The sequence below is a fragment of the Kocuria sp. KD4 genome (assembly GCF_011769905.1).
In the GTDB taxonomy this organism is placed as follows: domain Bacteria; phylum Actinomycetota; class Actinomycetes; order Actinomycetales; family Micrococcaceae; genus Kocuria; species Kocuria marina.
In genome coordinates, this window is sequence record NZ_CP050449.1 from 2,646,108 (window position 1) to 2,661,586 (window position 15,479).

The 15,479-nt window shown below is 67.8% G+C and carries 12 protein-coding genes and 1 pseudogene; 6 read left to right on the forward strand and 7 right to left on the reverse strand.

Annotation, left to right across the window (positions count from 1 at the left end):
• Positions 1–25 precede the first annotated feature (25 nt).
• The 4 genes from HBK84_RS11815 (at position 26) to HBK84_RS11830 (ending at position 4,575) form a co-directional block, all read left to right on the forward strand.
• Complete coding sequence (locus tag HBK84_RS11815; RefSeq protein ID WP_144997776.1) at positions 26–703, forward strand: hypothetical protein; 678 nt, start codon at positions 26–28, stop codon at positions 701–703.
• A gap of 128 nt (positions 704–831) precedes the next feature.
• Positions 832–2,502 carry an AbgT family transporter gene (locus HBK84_RS11820; RefSeq protein WP_085106843.1) on the forward strand — a complete coding sequence of 557 codons (1,671 nt, stop codon included), beginning with the start codon at positions 832–834 and terminating at the stop codon, positions 2,500–2,502.
• A 214-nt stretch (positions 2,503–2,716) separates the two neighbouring features.
• Positions 2,717–3,490, forward strand: a complete 774-nt coding sequence (locus HBK84_RS11825) for a hypothetical protein (RefSeq protein WP_206069161.1) — start codon at positions 2,717–2,719, stop codon at positions 3,488–3,490.
• Between the two features lie 251 nt (positions 3,491–3,741).
• Positions 3,742–4,575, forward strand: coding sequence for a hypothetical protein (locus HBK84_RS11830; RefSeq protein ID WP_167318989.1), 834 nt, complete (start codon positions 3,742–3,744; stop codon positions 4,573–4,575).
• Between the two features lie 244 nt (positions 4,576–4,819).
• On the opposite strand, the gene HBK84_RS11835 is transcribed toward HBK84_RS11830, so the two are convergent.
• The 6 genes from HBK84_RS11835 to HBK84_RS11860 all read right to left on the reverse strand — a co-directional run bounded on the left by HBK84_RS11835 (position 4,820) and on the right by HBK84_RS11860 (position 11,573).
• Positions 4,820–5,527 (reverse strand): aldolase/citrate lyase family protein, encoded by a 708-nt coding sequence (locus tag HBK84_RS11835; protein WP_240919145.1) that lies wholly within the window; start codon positions 5,525–5,527, stop codon positions 4,820–4,822.
• A 110-nt stretch (positions 5,528–5,637) separates the two neighbouring features.
• Positions 5,638–6,423, reverse strand: coding sequence for a 2-oxo-hept-4-ene-1,7-dioate hydratase (hpaH, locus tag HBK84_RS11840; protein WP_167318991.1), 786 nt, complete (start codon positions 6,421–6,423; stop codon positions 5,638–5,640).
• Between the two features lie 36 nt (positions 6,424–6,459).
• Positions 6,460–7,626, reverse strand: a complete 1,167-nt coding sequence (gene hpaD, locus HBK84_RS11845; protein WP_167318992.1) for a 3,4-dihydroxyphenylacetate 2,3-dioxygenase — start codon at positions 7,624–7,626, stop codon at positions 6,460–6,462.
• A 50-nt stretch (positions 7,627–7,676) separates the two neighbouring features.
• Positions 7,677–9,212 carry a 5-carboxymethyl-2-hydroxymuconate semialdehyde dehydrogenase gene (hpaE, locus tag HBK84_RS11850; protein ID WP_167318993.1) on the reverse strand — a complete coding sequence of 512 codons (1,536 nt, stop codon included), beginning with the start codon at positions 9,210–9,212 and terminating at the stop codon, positions 7,677–7,679.
• 110 nt (positions 9,213–9,322) lie between these two features.
• Positions 9,323–10,018 carry a GntR family transcriptional regulator gene (locus HBK84_RS11855; protein WP_085106849.1) on the reverse strand — a complete coding sequence of 232 codons (696 nt, stop codon included), beginning with the start codon at positions 10,016–10,018 and terminating at the stop codon, positions 9,323–9,325.
• 28 nt (positions 10,019–10,046) lie between these two features.
• Positions 10,047–11,573, reverse strand: coding sequence for a fumarylacetoacetate hydrolase family protein (locus HBK84_RS11860; protein ID WP_167318994.1), 1,527 nt, complete (start codon positions 11,571–11,573; stop codon positions 10,047–10,049).
• A 150-nt stretch (positions 11,574–11,723) separates the two neighbouring features.
• Between HBK84_RS11860 and HBK84_RS11865 the strand changes: the two genes are divergently transcribed.
• Both HBK84_RS11865 and HBK84_RS11870 read left to right on the forward strand, forming a co-directional pair.
• Positions 11,724–12,062, forward strand: coding sequence for a hypothetical protein (locus HBK84_RS11865; protein WP_183085812.1), 339 nt, complete (start codon positions 11,724–11,726; stop codon positions 12,060–12,062).
• A 190-nt stretch (positions 12,063–12,252) separates the two neighbouring features.
• The gene (locus HBK84_RS11870; RefSeq protein ID WP_167318995.1) at positions 12,253–14,139 is read left to right on the forward strand and encodes an FAD-binding monooxygenase; all 1,887 of its coding nucleotides are present in this window, start codon (positions 12,253–12,255) and stop codon (positions 14,137–14,139) included.
• Between the two features lie 195 nt (positions 14,140–14,334).
• Here the strand turns inward: HBK84_RS11870 and HBK84_RS12950 are convergent.
• Positions 14,335–15,444 (reverse strand): annotated as a pseudogene (locus HBK84_RS12950) (encapsulin); the annotation flags it as partial.
• Positions 15,445–15,479 lie beyond the last annotated feature (35 nt).

Here is a 15,479-nt window from a genome sequence, read left to right on the forward strand (position 1 = left end):
CCACGGACAATACAGGAGGCACGTCATGACTCAGCAACCCGAGAACCCGGATCCCATCGCGTCCGCCGGTCAGATCGACGATCCCGACCAGCCCACCACAGTGCAGGGCCACGACGACTCCCGCGCCGGCCGCGACACCCAACCGGATGAGAGTTCCGCGGAAGGGGACCCCGACCAACCCGGCGCGGTCCGTCGCACCAGCGTCCCCCCGGCGGGCGCCACCGATCCGGGCACCGTCGACGGCGCGGTGAACGCGACCGATCGCGGCGACGTCGTCGAGGAGCGCACCGTCCGTGACGACCGCGACGTCGTGCGTGATGACCACGCCGCGGACCACGGCAAGCCGCCCAAGGCATTGAAGGAGACCGGCTTCCCCAACGTGGGCGAGGGCACCGTGGACGAGCAGAGCGCCCGCGACGTCGATTCGGAGGCGCTGGCCGGAACGCGGAAGTTCCAGCCCAGGCCCGGGGATCCCAACCCGAACATCTCCGCGAACCCCGCCGACCGCCCGGACGTGGACGGCGAGGTCGACGACGAGGGCAACGCCCAGTACGAGCGCGCCGAGGAGATGCCGGACATCGAACCCGTGCGGCACTCGCACATGGTCGAGGACCGTGTCCAGGAGCAGGAACGCGACTACGACCTCGAGACCACCGAGGACGGCGAGCGCTACCTCACACCCAAGGACCTGCCGAACAACTGACGGCGGTCCCCCAAGCGCGCCCGGTCGGACACCCGTTCGACCGGGCGCTCGTGTTTGCGTGGCCTTGATAGTCTCGGGCTTTCCGGGCACCGCAGGTGCCGCGTCCCCGACCACGAAAGAACCGGGCCATGACCGACCCTTCGTTCACCGTGCATGCCGCGGCCGGCAGCTCGCCCGCCCTCGGCCCGGGGCGGGACCCCGCGCCCGGCGGCCGACCGCCCTCGGGAACCTCCGGGCGCGACGGCGCACTGCTGCGGTTCCTGAACGGCGTCGAGTGGGTGGGCAACAAGTTGCCGCACCCGTTCTGGCTCTTCGTGATTCTCGCCGGTCTCGTGGCGGTGCTGTCCGCCGTACTCGCGACGGCCGGTGTCACCGCGCAGAACCCCGCGACCGGGGACGTGGAAACCGTTCACAACCTGCTGACGTCCGAGGGGCTGCAGGCCATGGTGGGCGACGCCGTGGAGAACTTCGCCTCCTTCCCGCCCCTGGGCGTGGTGATCACGGTTTTGCTGGGCGTGGCCGTCGCCGAACGCAGCGGGCTCATCAACACCGCGGTGAAACTCGTGGTCTCCCGCGTCTCGGCGGGATGGCTCACGTTCGTGCTCGCGCTCACGGGTGTCACCGGTTCCGTGGCCTCGGACGCGATCGTGGTGGTGCTGATCCCCCTGGGCGCGGCGGCGTTCAAGGCGGCCGGCCGCTCCGCCGTGCTGGGCGCGGTGATCGCGTTCGTCTCGTCCTCGGCCGGCTTCAACGCCTCGCTGGTGGTCAACCTGACCGATCCGCTGGTGGGCGGGATCACCCAGTCCGCGGCGCAGCTCGTGGATCCCGAGTACACGGTCTCCCCCATCGCCAACTACTTCTTCTCCGCGGCCTCCGCCGTGGTGCTGGCGCTCGTGATCACCCTGGTCTCGGAGACCGTCCTGACCCGGATGACCAAGAAGTACCACGCGGCGGAACGCTCCGAGGCGGAGGCCGCACGGGCGGCCGAGGCCGGCGACGGCGAGCACGCCGAGACCTTCACGGCCCAGACCCTGACGGTCACGTCCCGGCGGGAGACCACCGCCCTGTGGGCCGCCGTGGGAACGCTCGTCGCGGGCCTGGGCATCTACTTCACCCTGTTGTTCATCCCCGGCACACCGTTCCCCGGGGAGGACGGCACCCCCCTGACCTCGGTGCTGATCAGCAGTGTCGCGGTGCCCATCGGGCTGCTGTTCTTTGTGTGCGGTATCGCTTACGGGATCGTGGCCGGGACCATCGACAAGGCCTCGGACGTGCCGCCCATGATGGCCTCCGCGATCACCCAGGTGGCACCCCTAATCGTGCTGTTCTTCGCGGCCGCCCAGTTCATCGCGTGGTTCGACTGGTCCAACATGGGCACCGTACTGGCCATCAAGACCGCCGGGGTGCTCGGCTCCGCCGGGGTCCCGCCCGTGGTGCTCTTCGCGGGCATGGTGGTGCTGATCTCCGTGATCAACCTGTTCATCACATCCGGCTCCGCGCAGTGGACCCTCACCGCGCCCGTGCTGGTGCCCATGTTCATGTACTTGTCCATCCCCCCGGAGACCACGCAGATGCTGTTCCGCATCGGGGATTCCCCGTCCAACGTGCTCTCGCCGCTGAACCCGTTCTTCGCCATGACCCTGGGCTTCATCCAGCGCTGGTACCCCAAGGCCGGGATCGGCACTCTCATGTCCATGGTGCTACCCCTGTCCCTGGCCATGATCGTGGTGTGGTTCCTGTTCTTCCTGGCCTGGTGGGGCCTGGGCATCCCGCTCGGACCCGGCTCCCCCACACACTGACGCCGCAATGTTCACGGACACTTCGCTCGTTGTCCCCCAAAAGGGACAGTGTTGTCCCCTTAAGAGTTCGACGTCGCCGTGAACCGCGTTCTCCCAGGTCATCGTGGGATTACGCGGGGACGGAACTGCGTTCTATGAAAATGAAAAATCACGGGTTGATTACAACGCGGATGTGGCATTGCAGCGACCCGGACAAGTTGTCAGCCTGTTTGCTATGGCGAAGACGACATCACCTCGAACATGGATGACCACCCTTGCCCTGGTCGGGGCGTTCGCAGTGACCGGATGCGGGTCCAGCAACGATTCCGGCCTGGGCAACGACGCCGCCGGGGCCACCCAGGGGAGCACGCCGCAGGGTGGGGAGCAGACGAGCACCGACGCGAGCGGCACACAGCCCCAGACCGGTGACTCGCCGTCCGGTGAGGCGCAGTCCGGGGCGAGTGCCACTCCGGATGCCGACCACAGCGCGGACGTCTACGAGCTCACGGAGACCTACACGGATCCGGCGAAACTGTTCACGGTGAAGTACCCCAAGTCCTGGAAGGTCCAGAAGGACAACGGGTACCTGGAGTTGACCAGCCCGGACGGGAAGGTCCAGGGCAAGGTGGCCTCCACCAAGGTCCGACCCCCCAAGGGCGATTGGTTCACCCGCCCCGCCCACCCCCTGATCGGGGAGGAAACCGGGTTGAGCAAGCAGGTGGGCACCCAGGTGTTCACGTACTCCACCTACGTCCCGGCCCCGCCGCACAGCGAGCGCAGCGATTCGATCCTGTGGGGGCTCACGGAGTCCGGCAGCCAGGGCATCGTGTCCCTCCCGGGCGGGGACAAGCGGGACGAACTGTGGGCGGAGTTCTACTACGCCCCCGTGAACAAGGGGCACCGACCGCTGTCCCAGAGCCAAGGGGTCAAGCTGGTCAATCAGATCAACGAGACGGACGAGGCCGGCACGGTGGACGCGATCCTCAAGTCCATCCGGGCCGTCGACTAGAGACGACCCGCCGGCCGTTCGTCGGGGCGGGGCAAAAAGCGCGGGGAGAGTGGCCGGTGCGGTCATTCCGGTGGGTTGCCGGGATGACCGCACTGATGTTTTTCGGCGGGTGATCCGAGTGGGCACGCCGATCCGATCACTCGAGAACACCCCTGCGACATGGGCAACCACTGAGGTGCCCTACATCACAGGTGCATCACACTTTATTGTTCACTATTGCAAACAACATGTCTCGGATCCACGCTGGTGCCATGACACACAACACAGCCCGCAGCTGGGCCATCACCCTCGGTATCACGTCCGCCCTCGCTCTGACGGGGTGCACCGCGTCGAACGGCGCGGCCACCCCCACGAGCTCCGACACCACCACGCACAGCACCGCACCGCCGCAATCGGGCGGGACGGCGACGTCGACTGCGGGGTCCGCCGCGCCGTCGGCGACACAGCCCGGGGACTCCGGAACGACCGCACCATCCACGCCCTCGGCGTCGGATGCGAGTTCCGAACCGGTTGGGGCGCCCGGCGCCACCACTGAACCGACCGAGCCCGCACCGGGCGACCAGACAGGTGACACGATCGCCCTGTCCGAGACCTACACCGCGCCGGACGGGGCCTTCAGCATGAAGTACCCCGCCTCGTGGACCGCGAAGACGGATCAGGGGTACTTGGAGCTCACGAGCCCCACGGGTCAGGCGATGGGTCGGATCGCCACCACGGACGTACGACCGCTGCGCGAGGACTGGTTCACGTCCCCCCGCTACACGGTGCCCGGTGAGACCACACAGTTGTCCGAGGACATCGGGGCGCAGGTGAGCACGTACTCCGCGTACCTCCGCAGCGCCAAGGGTCCGGACGAGGACTCCGTGCTCTTCGGCCTCTCGCAGGTCAACTCCTCCGGCCTGGTGAGCCTGGCGGGAGGCGAGACGGGTCGCGAGTTGTGGGTCGAGTTCTCCACCGGCCCGGTCAACACGACCGGGAGGTTCGTCACCGATGAGGAACTGGTCGACATCCTGAACACCACGGTCGCCACTCACCCGGACGTCCCCGCCATCCAAGCGATGCTGCACAGCATTTCCATGGACTGACACGCGACGCTCTGAGCCACAAGATTTCAGGCAGTGCCGCGTGCATTCTGGGACGTACGGAAGCCAGTATCGAAATTCTGGGCACCCTGGAGCCAGTATCCGGCGAGCGAGTGGTTTTGGAGTGCCTAGGAAATCGTGCCTGGCTTTAGCTGCCCCAGAAATCGCCGGTGGCTTCGGAGTGCCTCGAAGTGCGCGGATGGCCTGCCGGGCCCGAGAGCTGCGGCGCGACGCCGGCCCTCGGCGGCTACTTCCGGAACGCCTCCAGCAGGGCCTTGCTGCCGGCGGCGAGCAGAGCGACGTCGGCGCCCACGTTCACGAAGTCCGCGCCCGAAGCGAGGTAGTCCCGCGCCTGGCCCTGGGCGAACGCGTTGACGCCCACGAACTTGCCGGCGGCCTTCACCTCCGAGATCACGTGCTTCACGGCGGCCACGACGTCCGGGTGGGTCTGCTGACCGAGCAGCCCCATGGACGCGGCGAGGTCCGACGGGCCGATGAACACACCGTCCACGCCGTCCACGGCGGCGGTCGCGGCGGCGTTCTCCACGGCAGCGGCGGACTCCGCCTGAACGATCAGCGTGATGGTCTCGCGTGCCCGGGTCAGGTACCCGGGGATCCGGTTCCACCGGCCGGAGCGGGCCAGGGCGGAGCCGACGCCGCGCACACCCCCGGGCGGATAGGCCACCGCCCGAGCGGCGGCCTGCGCCTCTTCGACCGAGTCGACCATGGGCACCACGAGCGACTGGGCCCCGAGGTCCAGGTACTGCTTGATGAGCACCTCGCTGTTCTCGGGGACCCGCACGACTCCGAGCGTGGGGTAGGCGGCGATCGCGCGCAGCACGGACTGGATGGTCTCGAGCGACAGCGGCGAGTGCTCGCCGTCGATCAGCAGGTAGTCGAAACCGGTCCCGGCCAGGATCTCCGCGGCGGCGGGATCCCCGGAGGAGTGGAACATCCCGATCACCGGCTGATCGTCAGAGGCCAGCGGGAAGAGGTCCTTGAGGCTCGGCAGCACACCGGGCAGGTTGGGAGCGTCCTCCGCGCGGAACGCGTGGATCAGATCGTTCACTCGAACCGACATGTGATGGCCCCCAGATCTCCGTAATCGGCGTGCACGGTGTCCCCGGGGTGGACCCACATGGGCTTGGTGAAGGAACCGGCCAGCACGATGCTTCCGGCGGGCAGGGTGTCGTCGTGCGCGGCGAGCTTATTGGCCAGCCACGCCACACCGTTCGCGGGGTGGTTGAGCACGGCCGCAGCCACGCCGGTGTCCTCGAGACTCTCGTTGCGGTACAGCAGCGCGGAGACCCAGGGCAGGTCCACGGAGTCCGGAGCTACGGGGTTACCGCCGTAGACCATCCCACCCAGTGCCGCGTTGTCCGAGATGGTGTCCACGATCGTGCGGCCCTCCATCTCGATGCGCGAGCTGAGGATCTCCAGCGCCGGGACCACGTACTCGGTCGCGCGCAGGACGTCGAAGATGGTCACGTTCGGCCCGGTCAGCTCGTCCCGGAGCACGAACGCGAGTTCCACCTCGATGCGCACGTTCGAGTACTGGTCGTGGCGGATCACGGAGCCGTTCTCGTACACCTGGTCCGCGAAGATCGCCCCGTAGTCCGGTTCGGTGATGCCCGTGGCCTCCTGCATGACCTTGGACGTCAGCCCGATCTTGCGCCCCACCAGCCGACGTCCGGCGGCCTCGCTGCGGCGGCGCCACTCGTTCTGCACCGCGTAGGAATCCTCCACGGTCATCTCCGGGTACTGCTGCGTGAGCCGCGGAATCATGGTGCGCTCGCGCTCGGCCGCGGCCAGATCGTCCGCGATCTTAGTGATGCGTTCCTTCTCCAGCATGGTGTCTCCCTCGCGTTGGTCGTGGAAGCCGAACGGTCAGAGCTGGTGACCCAGCTTGTACTCGCCCTTCTTCCACTCGGGCATGGACTCCTCGCCCTCGGAGGGGCGGGTGTAGGAGAAGCCGTCCGCGCCGATGGTCGCCGCGAGCTCGGACTCCTCGGTGCGGGCCACGACCTCCTGCGGGTTGCCGTCCAGGTCCAGCACGAGGGAGGCGTCCGTGTACCAGGACGGAACCACGGGGGTGCCCCACCAGTCGCGACGCTGGTTGTCGTGGACATCCCACGTGACCACGGGGTTGTCCGGGTCACCCGTGTAGTAGTCCTGCGTGTAGATCTCCACGCGGTGACCGTCCGGGTCGCGCAAGTACAGGTAGAAGGCGTTGGACACGCCGTGGCGGCCGGGGCCGCGCTCGATCATGTCCGAGCGGCGCAGCGCACCGAGCTTGTCGCAGATCGCCAGGATGTTGTGCTTCTCGTGGGTGGAGAAGGCCACGTGGTGCATCCGGGGACCGTCGCCGCCGGTCATGGCGGTGTCGTGCACGGTGGGCTTGCGGCGCATCCACGCGGCGTACACCGTGCCCTGCTCATCCTGGATGTCCTCGGTCACACGGAAGCCCAGGTCCTGCATGAACTTGGTAGCGCGGGGAACGTCCGGGGTGACCTGGTTGAAGTGGTCCAGGCGCACCAGGGCACCCGGGGTGTAGAGGTCGTAGCGCCAGGCCAGGCGCTCCACGTGCTCCACGTCGTGGAAGAACTCGTACGGGAAGCCCAGGGGGTCCTCCACGCGCACCGACTCGCCGATGCCCTTGGTGAAGCCCTCCGCGCGGCGTTGCACGCGGCAGCCGAGCTCCTGGTAGAAGGCCACGGCCTTGTCCAGGTCCTCGGGGGTGCGCACACGGTAGGAGAACGCGGCCACGGCGGCCACGGGGCCCTGGCGCAGCATCAGGTTGTGGTGGATGAACTCCTCGATCGAACGCAGGTAGATGGTGTTTTCGTCCTCCTCCGTGACCGTGAGCCCCAGCACGTCCACGTAGAACTCGCGAGACTTCACGAGGTCCGTGACCACGAGTTCCATGTACGCGCAGCGCAGGATGTCCGGCGCGGGCACGGACGGGGTCGTGATGGGGTTGTCGGTGGTAATCGGAGCTTCCTGCGAAACGTAGAAGCCCGAGGACGTCATTGTCCGATCAGCGGGATTCGTCATGGTGTGTCCTTCTCGTGGGTGGTACCGGGTTGTTGGAGGAGGTGGGACGCTCAGGCGTCCATCTTTTCGGCGGCGTCTTCCTGCTTGCCGAACACGGGGTTGTGCACCTCGCCCAGGTTGATGTGCACGGCCTGCTGGTCCGTGTAGAAATCGATCGAGCGGTAGCCGCCCTCGTGGCCCAGCCCGGACGCCTTCACGCCGCCGAACGGCGTGCGCAGGTCACGCACGTTGTTGGAGTTGAGCCACACCATGCCCGCCTCCACGTTCTGCGCGAAGTTGTGGGCACGCTTGAGGTCGCTCGTCCAGATGTAGGCGGCCAGGCCGTACTTGGTGTTGTTAGCCAGCTCCAGGGCTTCTTCCTCGGTGTCGAACGGCGTGATCGCCACGACCGGGCCGAAGATCTCCTCCTGGAAGATCCGGGCGTCCGGCTTGACGTCCACGAACACCGTGGGGGCCACGTAGTTGCCGGTCTCGAAGCCCTCGGGGCGGCCGCCACCGGCCACCAGACGGGCTTCCTGCTTGCCGATCTCCACGTAGGACATGACCTTCTCGTAGTGCTCGGGGTGCACGAGCGCGCCCACCTCGGTGGACGGGTCCGAGGGCAGACCCACCTTCACGCGCTTGGCCTGGGCCGCGTAGCGTTCCACGAACTCGTCGTAGATCCCGCGCTGGACCAGGATGCGCGAACCCGCGGTGCAGCGCTCGCCGTTGAGGGAGAACACGCCGAAGATCGTTGCGTTGATGGCGCCCTCCAGATCGGCGTCGTCGAACACCACGGCCGGGGACTTGCCGCCCAGCTCCATGGACAGACCCTTGAGGAAGGGCGCGGCGTTGCCGAAGATGATCTGCCCGGTGCGGGACTCGCCCGTGAACGAGATCAGCGGGACGTCCGGGTGCTTCACGAGCGAGTCACCGGCGTAGCCCTCCTCGCCGTACCCGTTGACGAGGTTGAACACGCCGGCCGGGACACCGGCCTCCTCGAAGATGCCCGGCCACAGGGACGCGGACAGCGGCGTGAACTCGGCCGGCTTGAGCACCACGGTGTTGCCCGTGGCCAGGGCCGGACCCAGCTTCCAGGACTCGAGCATGAACGGGGTGTTCCACGGGGTGATCAACCCGGCCACACCGATCGGCTTGCGGTTGACGTAGTTCACCTGGCGGCCGGGGACCTTGTAGGCGTCGTCGATCTGGGCGACGATCAGGTCCGCGAAGAAGCGGAAGTTCTCCGCGGCGCGGCGCGCCTGACCCAGGGCCTGGGTAATGGGCAGACCGGAATCGTAGGACTCCATAGCGGCGAGCTGGTCACCGCGGGACTCCACGATGTCCGCGATCTTGTGCAGCACCCGGGAGCGCTCGCGGGGCAGCATCTTGGGCCACGGGCCCTCGTCGAACGCCTTCTTGGCCGCGGCCACGGCGGCCTCGATGTCCGCCTTCTTACCGGAGGCGGCCTTGATATAGGGCTTGTTGGTCACAGGGTTGAGCACGTCGAACGTGTCCCCGTCCACGGAATCCACCCATTCGCCGTTGATGTAGTGGCGGATGGAATCGGGAAGGTTCTCGGGCTTGGTCTCCTGCAGGGCTGCCATGGGATGACTCCTCCAGTCGGTGACTTGTGACGGGTTGCTTCTGATTGCGTGTTCTTGAGGGACCGGGTGCGCCCGGCCGGCGGCCCGATCGGTACGGGTGGGTCGGTGGTTCACGAGCTCCGGCGCTGCGGCTCCTCGTGGGTGTCGGCGCGGCTGCTGAGGTAGCTGCGCAGGGTCGCGGAGCGGTGCTGGCGCACGGCGCGCTCCACGGCATCGGCCGGGGCGCGGGTCTCGATGAGGTGCAGGATGTGGTAGTGCTCGTTGACCGAGGCGCGCGCACGTTCGGGGATGAACGAGAACGTGGAGGTGCGCAGGTGGTTGAGCCGTTCCCACTCGACCATCACGAGGTCGTTGAGGCGTTCGTTGGGGCACCGGCACGCGAGCACCCGGTGGAACTCGTGGTTGGTCTCGGTGAACGCCTGCGGGTCGAAGTTCTTCAGGGACGCCTCCAGAGAGACGTTGAGCTGGCGGGCGTGCGCGAGGTCCGCCGCGGTCATGTGTTCCGCGGACAGCGCGGTGGCCGCACCCTCCAACAGACCGAGGGTCTCCATGCTGTAGCGGTACTGCTCACCGTTGACCATGGACACGCGCGCACCCACGTTGCGCTCGAAGGTCACGAGGCCCTCCGCCTCGAGCCGCCGGATGGCCTCGCGCACGGGCACCACGGACATCTCCAGGGCCTCCGCGATGCTTGCGAGCACCAGGCGGTAGCCGGGCGAGAACGCCTGGGTCATGATCTGGCTCTTGATCCAGTCGTAGGCACGCTGGGCCTTGCTGGGGGCCCCGGTGGCCGTGGTCGTGGTCATGGTTTCCTCGGTTCGATGGGGGTGTCGGTCAGTCGTCGGAGGCGGGGTGTTCCGCCAACCACTGCTGGAATTCTTCCTTCCACTGCCCCGTGGGCGGGAAGAGTCCCTTGACGGGGTTGCCCTCGGCGACGCGCTCGGCCACCCAGGCGTCCTCGCGCTCCTTGGCCAGGGCGGCGTCCACGACGTCCTCGGCGAGCTCGCGCGGGATCACGATGACGCCGTCGTCGTCACCCACGATCACGTCACCGGGCAGCACGGTCGCGTTGCCGCACGCCACGGCGACGTCCTGGTCCCACGGGACGTGTCGGCGGCCCAGCACCGCGGGGTGCGCGGTCTGCGCGAAGACGGGCAATCCGATCTCGGCGACGGCCGCGTAATCGCGCACACCGCCGTCGCTGACCACTCCCGCCGCGCCGTTGAACTTGGCGCGCAGCGCGAGGATGTCACCGAGCGTGCCGGAACCTGCCGCCCCGCGGGCCTCGATCACGATCACCTCACCCGGGCCCACGGCGTCGAAGACCTGCTTCTGCACGTTGTACCCGCCGCCGTGGGACGTGAAGAGATCCTCGCGGTTGGGCACGAAGCGCAGGGTCTTGGCCGTGCCGACCATCGCGGTGCCGGGCGTCTGCGGGTACACGCCTTCGATCACCACGTTGTTGAGTCCGCGCTTGCGCAGCTCCGCGGACAGCCCGGCCGTGGGCGCCTTCTCGAGCTTGGCGCGCAACGCCTCGGGCAGTGCCGCGGCGTCGGAGTCCGGCAGACCCGCGGCCTCGCGGGAACCCCACGCCTCCTCGCGCTGCTTGTCGTCCACGGCGGGCATGGCGCCCAGCCCCTCGTCGAAGCTCTCGTCACCCTCGGTCACGTGGCTGATCAGGCGGCCCGACGACGGCGCTCCCGCCACCTCCGGCGCGTCCACCTCGATCTCCACGACGTCCCCGGGCTGCGCGACCGAGGAACCGGCGGGGGTGCCCGTGAGGATCACGTCCCCCTCCTCGAGGGTCAGGTGCTGGGAGAGGTCCGCCACCAACTGGGCGAGCGGGAAGATCATGTTTTCCGCCGCAGTGGTGTCCTCCTGGACCAGCTCACCGTTGCGCCACGTGCGCACGCGCAACTGCTCCGGGGAGATCTCGCGGGCGTCGATCAGGGAGGGGCCCAGCGACGTGTAGCCGTCACGTCCCTTGTTGCGCAGGTTCGAGCCCTTGTCCGCGGCGCGCAGGTCGTAGAGACCCCAGTCGTTGGCGGCGGTCACGGAGGCCACATGGGACCACGCGTCCTCGAGGGAGACGTTCTTCGCGGGCGTCCCGATCACCAGGGCGATCTCGCCCTCGAACGCGAGCAGCTCGGTGCCGGCGGGGCGTTCCACCGCGGCGCCCGAACCACCCAGCGAGCTCGCGGGCTTGAGGAAGTAGGACGGGACGGCGGGCTTGCGACCGCGCTGCGCCGCACGGGACTCGTAGGCCACGTGCACCGCGATGATCTTGCCCGGATGCACGGGAACCGGCTGCCCAGGGGCTCCGGATGAAGCCTGCTGAGCGTTCTGGGGGTTCTCGGTCACGGCCACTGCCTCCTCGTCAGAATGTTATTTGAAATCGTATATTATCTATATATTCTGGACAAGTGGCGCGGATCACATCATCTCCCCCTGGGGCACCCGGGCGGCGCACCCACCCCAGAGAACCAGACTCGCCGGACGAAGGAGTCACACATGGCGACCCACGCTCCCATCGCCCACGAAACAACGGCCAGAAGTGCCACGCGGCGTCGTGAGCAGCGCAAGGTCGTGGCCGGAACCATCATCGGTACCAGTATCGAGTGGTACGACTTCTTCCTCTTAGCCTCCGCCGCGGGACTCGTGTTCAACCACTTATTCTTCGAGCCCATAGACCCCCAGGCGGCCACTCTTATGGCCTTCGCCACAGTGGGCCTGAGCTTCCTCTTCCGCCCCCTCGGGGCGCCCCTCGCACGGCCCCTCGTTTCCGTATTCCCGTGCACCCGGGAGGACCATGGGGCTGGAATTGTTACCCAGAACACAGATCGTATATGATCCGTGACACACTCTTTCGACGCCACCGAACCACCCCGGGGCGGGCAACGTGGCCCGCACCCGCCGTACGGATCTCACCGGTGGAACCGCACAGCACGGACGCCGCCCCGCGGCACGTCCGCGACTCGGACCCGGATCCCGGACCCTGCGGGAACACCCTGCGAGATCACCGCACAAGCCAGGAGAAGGCATGTTATTTCACCAGAACGGATACGTCTCCGAGGATCCCCGGATCGAGGAGCCCCGCGGCTGCGGCGTGGACCGTCCCGAGGACCTGACCGACACCATGGACGTGCTGATCGTGGGCACGGGACCGGCGGGTGTGATCGCGGCGGCACAGCTGTCCCAGTACCCGGACGTCAACACGCGCATGATCGAGCGCCGTCCGGACCGGTTGGAGATCGGCCAGGCGGACGGTATTCAGGCCCGCAGCGTGGAGACCTTCCAGGCCTTCGGTTTCGCGGAGGAGATCACGCAGGAGGCGTACCACCTGCGCGAGATGTGCTTCTGGAACCCGGATCCCACCAACCCCCAGAACATCGTGCGCACCGGCCGCCCCGCGGATGACCCCCACGGCGTGTCAGAGTTCCCGCACCTGATCGTGAACCAGGCCCGCGTGCTGGACTACTTCCTACGCTCGGCCGAACGCGGCCCGGCCCGGATCACGCCCAACTACGGCATCGAGTTCGTGAACCTGGAGATCGACCAGGACCAGGAGTACCCCGTGGCCGTGACCGTGCGCTACGCCGCCGGTGAGCCCGAGGGCGAGGAGCGCACGGTGCGCGCCAAGTACGTCTTCGGGTGCGACGGCGCGTCCTCCCGCGTGCGCAAGGCGATCGGTCGCACGCTCAGCGGCCAGGGCGCCCACCACGCGTGGGGCGTCATGGACGTGCTCGCCAACACCGATTTCCCCGACATCCGCACCAAGTGCGCGATCAACTCCGTGAACGGTTCCATCCTGTTGATCCCGCGCGAGGGCGGGCTGCTGTTCCGCATGTACGTGGATCTGGGCGAAGTCCCCGAGGACGACAACCACGAGATCCGCAAGACCCCGGTGGAGGAGATCATCCGCCGCGCGAACAAGATCATCAACCCCTACAGCGTGGACGTGAAGTCCGTGGCCTGGGCCTCCGTGTACGAGGTGGGCCACCGCCTCACGGACCACTTCGACGACGTCGACACCGAGGACCGCGGCACCCGCGTGCCCCGCGTGTTCATCGCCGGGGATGCATGCCACACCCACTCCGCCAAGGCCGGCCAGGGCATGAACGTGTCCATGCAGGACGGCTGGAACCTGGGCTGGAAGCTCGGGGCCGTGCTCTCCGGGCGCGCGGACGAGTCGCTGCTGGACACCTACTCCGAGGAACGTCAGGTGATCGCCAAGAACCTGATCGACTTCGACCGTGAGTGGTCCACCCTCATGGCCACCCCGCAGGACAAGTTGCCGGACCCCACGTACCTCGAGGACTTTTACGTGAAGACCGCGGAGTTCCCGGCCGGGTTCATGACCGAGTATCAGCCGTCCCTGATCACGGCGGGCACCGACCACCAGGACTTCGCCGAGGGCTACCCGGTGGGTAAGCGCTTCAAGTCCGCGCGCGTCCAGCGCGTGTGCGACTCCATGGTGGTGCACCAGGGTCACGAGGCCACCGCGGACGGGCGCTGGCGCATCCACGTCTTCGCGGACAGCTCCGTGGCCGGGGCGGATTCCCCCACCACCGCGTTCGCCGAGTGGTGGCAGAACGATCCTTCATCCCCGCTTGTGGCGCTGCGCCGTGATGACGACGGCGATGCCACCCTCTTCGACGTGGACGTCACCTACCAGCAGCCCTACACGGACGTCGACATCACCAAGGTGCCGCGCGCGTTCAAGCCGCAGGTGGGCCCGTTTGAGCTGAACTACTGGGAGCGCGTCTACGCCGCGATCCCCGGCGAGGACGTCTTCGACGTGCGCACGATCAGCCGCGACGGCGTCGTCGTGGTGGTCCGCCCGGATCACTACGTGGCCGCAGTCCTGCCGCTCGACGCGACCGACGAACTCGCCGAGTTCTTCGGGAAGTTCCTGCGCAGGAACTGATCCGGCCCCCCGGGGGGGCACTCCCGGTGAGCCGTGACGAAGCCCGGGCCGGGCCCAGCGAGTGATGACCACGCTCGCCTCGGACGTGTTGACCCGGAACGTGAGGGTCTCCCGGAAGTAGAGGTCCACGGTCTCCGCGGTGTGGGACGAGTAGCCGATCGCGGCGTCCAGGCCCAGGCGCAGTTCGGTCTTGGCGCGGGCCACGGCGTCCACGTCCGTGCGCCGGACCGTGAACGGAGCGCGCAGTTCCACCACGCGCACCATGCGGCGCTGCAGGGCCTGGATGCAGGGGGCGTCCGCGGTCAGGTCGCTCACGTGGCCTGTTCCCAGTGCCGAGAACTCGGTGCCCGCGGGGTCCGCGTCCGGGGCGCCGTCGCGCGGGGGCACCGTGGTCGGGTCATCCGGGAAGGAACGCGGCGGCGCGAAGAACAGGGAGCCCGTGACCGCGGTGGAGAAGTCCAGGATGCGGTCGTAGGTGCCCGGAGGGTCGCCCAGGAACATGTCCTCGAGCATGGTCTCCGTGACGCCCGGATCCGCGGCGTAGCTGATGAAGTACGTGCCGAACTCCTCGGTGCCCACGCGACCGAACGGCATGTTGTCGCGCATGATCTCGCGGGCCCGGCCGTCCACGTCGTCGAGGTCGTTGAGGGCCACGTGCGAGTTGGCGGGCTAGTCCTCGTCCGAGAGCTCGATGTCCTCGAGCTTGGTTCGCCCGATCACCAGCTTCTGCTCCGTGACGGACAGTGCCTCCCACGCGCCCATGTCGTGGAGGTACTTCTGCACGTGCACGTAGCTGCCGCCACAGCAGGTGGGGTCCTGGTCGCCCACGACCGCGACCGTGAACGCGTCCTCGTTCTTCGGGTTCGCGGTGCCGTCCACGAAACCCAGCAGATCGCGTTCCTGGAAGAATGTGAAGCCCTGCACCTCGTCCACCACGTCCATGTGCGGGCCCAGGCGCTTCATGAGGTGCTTGGCCAGCTCGAAGCACATGTCCTGGGAGACCGCGCGCAAGTGGATCAGCAGGTCCCCCGGGGTGGACACGGCCGCGTGCACAGGACCCACGATCTCCGGGAACGGGTGCAGGTCCTTGGGGCGGGGCGCATCGTAGAGCCGGTCCCACGCATCGGAGCCGATACCGACCGCGCACAACAGGTCACTCGTGGGGACGCGGAACGAGACCGCCTTGGTGAGGTCCGAGACTCCCGTGAGGATGTCCGCGACCTCCGCCTCCGATCCCTCCTCGATGGTCAGGACCAGGAACATCGCGGACTTGGCCGGGGCGGCCACGATCTTCCGAGTGGGCATGGGCTCTCCATGGGTGGGCGGTGCGCCACCCGGAT

Bases quoted from the DNA above. Each gene is read 5' to 3' on its own strand.
- HBK84_RS11865 (WP_183085812.1), top strand. From the start codon at position 11,724: ATGGCGACCCACGCTCCCATCGCCCACGAAACAACGGCCAGAAGTGCC.
- HBK84_RS11825 (WP_206069161.1), top strand. From the start codon at position 2,717: ATGGCGAAGACGACATCACCTCGAACATGGATGACCACCCTTGCCCTG.
- HBK84_RS11835 (WP_240919145.1), bottom strand. From the start codon at position 5,527: ATGTTCCACTCCTCCGGGGATCCCGCCGCCGCGGAGATCCTGGCCGGG.
- HBK84_RS11855 (WP_085106849.1), bottom strand. From the start codon at position 10,018: ATGACCACGACCACGGCCACCGGGGCCCCCAGCAAGGCCCAGCGTGCC.
- HBK84_RS11820 (WP_085106843.1), top strand. From the start codon at position 832: ATGACCGACCCTTCGTTCACCGTGCATGCCGCGGCCGGCAGCTCGCCC.
- HBK84_RS11815 (WP_144997776.1), top strand. From the start codon at position 26: ATGACTCAGCAACCCGAGAACCCGGATCCCATCGCGTCCGCCGGTCAG.
- hpaH (WP_167318991.1), bottom strand. From the start codon at position 6,423: ATGCTGGAGAAGGAACGCATCACTAAGATCGCGGACGATCTGGCCGCG.
- hpaE (WP_167318993.1), bottom strand. From the start codon at position 9,212: ATGGCAGCCCTGCAGGAGACCAAGCCCGAGAACCTTCCCGATTCCATC.
- HBK84_RS11830 (WP_167318989.1), top strand. From the start codon at position 3,742: ATGACACACAACACAGCCCGCAGCTGGGCCATCACCCTCGGTATCACG.
- hpaD (WP_167318992.1), bottom strand. From the start codon at position 7,626: ATGACGAATCCCGCTGATCGGACAATGACGTCCTCGGGCTTCTACGTT.
- HBK84_RS11870 (WP_167318995.1), top strand. From the start codon at position 12,253: ATGTTATTTCACCAGAACGGATACGTCTCCGAGGATCCCCGGATCGAG.